Genomic DNA, 3,048 nt, shown 5'->3' with positions numbered 1-3,048 from the left:
GGTGCCGATGCGCGAAATCTCCGTCCATCCGACGGCCGGCGAGCCGCCCGTTACCGTCTACGATCCGTCGGGCCCCTATACCGATCCGGCTGTCGAAACCATCATCGAAAAAGGCCTGGCCCGGCTTCGCCACGAATGGATCTTGGCGCGCGGCGATGTCGAGGGCTGTGACGGCCGCCATGTCCGGCCGGAGGACAACGGATTCGCGACGGGCGAACGCCTGACGCCAGAATTTCCCATCCGCCACCGACCGCTCAGAGCCAAAGCAGGCAAGGCGGTGACGCAGCTTGCCTATGCGCGCGCCGGCATCATCACACCCGAAATGGAGTTCGTCGCCATCCGCGAGAACCTTGGTCGCGAGATCCTGCGCGGCAAGCTTGAGCGCGACGGCGAGGCCTTCGGCGCGACGCTGCCCGATTTCGTCACGCCCGAATTCGTCCGTGACGAGGTGGCACGCGGACGGGCGATCATTCCCGCCAACATCAACCATCCCGAGAGCGAGCCGATGATCATCGGCCGCAATTTCCTTGTGAAGATCAACGCCAATATCGGTAACTCCGCCGTCACATCGTCGATGGCGGAAGAGGTCGAAAAGATGGTGTGGGCGATCCGCTGGGGCGCCGATACGGTGATGGACCTGTCGACCGGCCGCAACATCCACAACATCCGCGAATGGATCGTCCGCAACTCACCGGTGCCGATCGGCACGGTGCCGCTCTACCAGGCGCTCGAGAAGGTTGGCGGCATTGCCGAGGATCTGACCTGGGAGGTGTACCGCGACACGCTGATCGAACAGGCCGAGCAAGGCGTCGACTATTTCACCATCCACGCCGGCGTGCGGCTGCATTACATCCCGCTGACCGTCGACCGGGTGACGGGTATCGTCTCGCGCGGCGGCTCGATCATGGCCAAATGGTGCCTGCACCATCACCGGGAAAGCTTCCTCTACGAGCACTTCGCGGAGATCTGCGACATCTGCCGCGCTTATGACGTCTCCTTCTCGCTCGGCGACGGCCTTCGTCCCGGCTCGATCGCCGATGCCAATGACGCGGCGCAGTTCGCCGAGCTGGAAACGCTTGGCGAGCTGACGCAGATCGCCTGGGCGAAGGATTGCCAGGTGATGATCGAGGGGCCTGGCCACGTGCCGATGCACAAAATCAAGGCGAACATGGACAAGCAACTCGCCGTCTGCGGCGAGGCGCCGTTCTATACGCTCGGACCGCTGACGACCGACATCGCGCCGGGCTACGACCACATCACCTCAGGCATCGGCGCCGCCATGATCGGCTGGTTCGGCACCGCCATGCTCTGCTACGTCACGCCCAAGGAGCATCTCGGCCTTCCCGATCGCAACGACGTCAAGATCGGCGTGATCACCTACAAGATAGCCGCCCACGCCGCCGACCTGGCGAAGGGCCATCTGGCAGCGAAAGTCAGGGATGATGCGCTTTCCCGCGCGCGCTTCGAGTTCCGCTGGGAGGACCAGTTCAATCTGTCGCTCGATCCCGAAACCGCGCGGTCCTTCCACGACCAGACCTTGCCCAAGGAGGCGCACAAGCTGGCGCATTTCTGCTCGATGTGCGGACCGAAATTCTGCTCGATGCGTATCTCCCACGACATCCGCGCCGAGGCACAGAAAGAGGGCATGGCGGCGATGGCGGCGAAATACCGCGAGGGCGGTGATCTCTACCTGCCGGCGGACGAGACCGGCGCACCGCTCATACCTCAGCCACGTGAGCCATCATGAAGGTCTTGGTCAAAGGGGCCGGCATTGCCGGCCTCACCGCCGCCTTCGAGTTCGCCGCACGCGGCGCGGCGGTTACCGTTGCCGAGACAAGGCCTGCCCTTGGGGGCAATGCGTCGTGGTTCGCCGGTGGCATGTTGGCGCCGTGGTGCGAGCGTGAAAGCGCCGAGCAGCCGGTGCTGGATCTCGGACGTGACGCCGCCGACTGGTGGGACGCCGCAACGCCCGGCTTGGTAGCACGACGGGGAACGCTGGTCTTGGCCGCGCCGCGCGATGCGGGCGAGCTCGACCGGTTCGCCAGCCGCACGACGGGCTATCGGCGCGTCGAGGAAGATGAAATTGCCTTGCTGGAGCCCGACTTAGCCGGCCGCTTCCGCCGCGGATTGCTCTTCCCCGCTGAGGGCCATCTTGATCCGCGCCAGGCGATGGCAGCACTTCATGACAAGCTCGCGGCCACGGGTGTTGAATTCCACTTCGGCGCCGACGCCCAGCATGTTTTTGGTTTCGATCGTCAGATCGACTGTACGGGAATGGCGGCACAAAATGACTGGCTGCGCGGCGTTCGCGGCGAAATGCTCACCCTGCGTACCCCTGATATCTCGCTGTCGCGCCCTGTCAGGCTGCTGCATCCGCGCTTTCCACTGTACGCAGTGCCGCGCACCGACCACCGTTTCATGATTGGTGCGACGATGATTGAAAGCCAGTCCGGCGGACCGGTCACGGCGCGCTCCATGATGGAGCTGCTGGGTACCGCCTATGCCCTCCACCCGGCCTTTGGGGAGGCCGAGATCGTTGAAACCGGTGTCGGCGTCCGCCCAGCCTTTCCCGACAATTTGCCGCGCGTCGAAACGAACGGTGAAATCATCGCGATCAACGGGCTCTATCGTCACGGTTTTCTCCTGGCTCCCGCCATGGCGCGCCAGGCTGCCGACCTGGTTTTCAGTCAAGACAGAACCAAGGAGCTTGCTCATGAAACTGATGGTCAACGGCGAAGCGCATGAAGTTGCCGCCACAACGCTGGAGGCGCTGCTTGCCGCGCTTGACTATGAGGCCGATTGGCTCGCGACCGCCGTCAACAACGACCTCGTGCACAAATCCAACCGGGCGGAATTCCAGTTGAACGACGGCGACCGGATTGAAATCCTCTCGCCCATGCAGGGCGGCTAGGCCATGATCGAGCTTTATGGAGCCGAGCTTCCGTCGCGCCTGCTTCTTGGCACGGCTCAATATCCTTCGCCGGCCATCCTTGCCTATGCAGTCAGGGCATCGGGCACGGCGGTGGTGACCGTCTCGTTGCGCCGTGA

3 protein-coding genes and 1 pseudogene are annotated in these 3,048 nt (G+C 63.8%); all 4 read left to right on the top strand.

Annotated features, from left to right (window positions below):
• A partial coding sequence (gene thiC, locus NKH03_RS34540; protein WP_352973300.1) for a phosphomethylpyrimidine synthase ThiC occupies positions 1-1,747 on the top strand: 1,747 nt, incomplete at its 5' end.
• A complete protein-coding gene (thiO, locus tag NKH03_RS34535; RefSeq protein ID WP_352553683.1) occupies positions 1,744-2,745 on the top strand; it encodes a glycine oxidase ThiO in 1,002 nt (333 codons plus the stop codon). The genes thiC and thiO, both read left to right, overlap by 4 nt.
• Positions 2,714-2,911 carry a sulfur carrier protein ThiS gene (gene thiS / locus NKH03_RS34530; RefSeq protein ID WP_352973298.1) on the top strand — a complete coding sequence of 66 codons (198 nt, stop codon included), beginning with the start codon at positions 2,714-2,716 and terminating at the stop codon, positions 2,909-2,911. The genes thiO and thiS overlap by 32 nt, the downstream gene beginning before the upstream one ends.
• 3 nt (positions 2,912-2,914) lie before the next feature.
• Positions 2,915-3,048 (top strand): annotated as a pseudogene (locus NKH03_RS34525) (thiazole synthase); the annotation flags it as partial.

This window comes from Mesorhizobium sp. M1406, from assembly GCF_040317555.1.
Lineage (GTDB): Bacteria > Pseudomonadota > Alphaproteobacteria > Rhizobiales > Rhizobiaceae > Mesorhizobium.
Note: the sequence above shows the minus strand (reverse complement) of the source record. Positions and strands in the feature narration are given on the sequence as shown.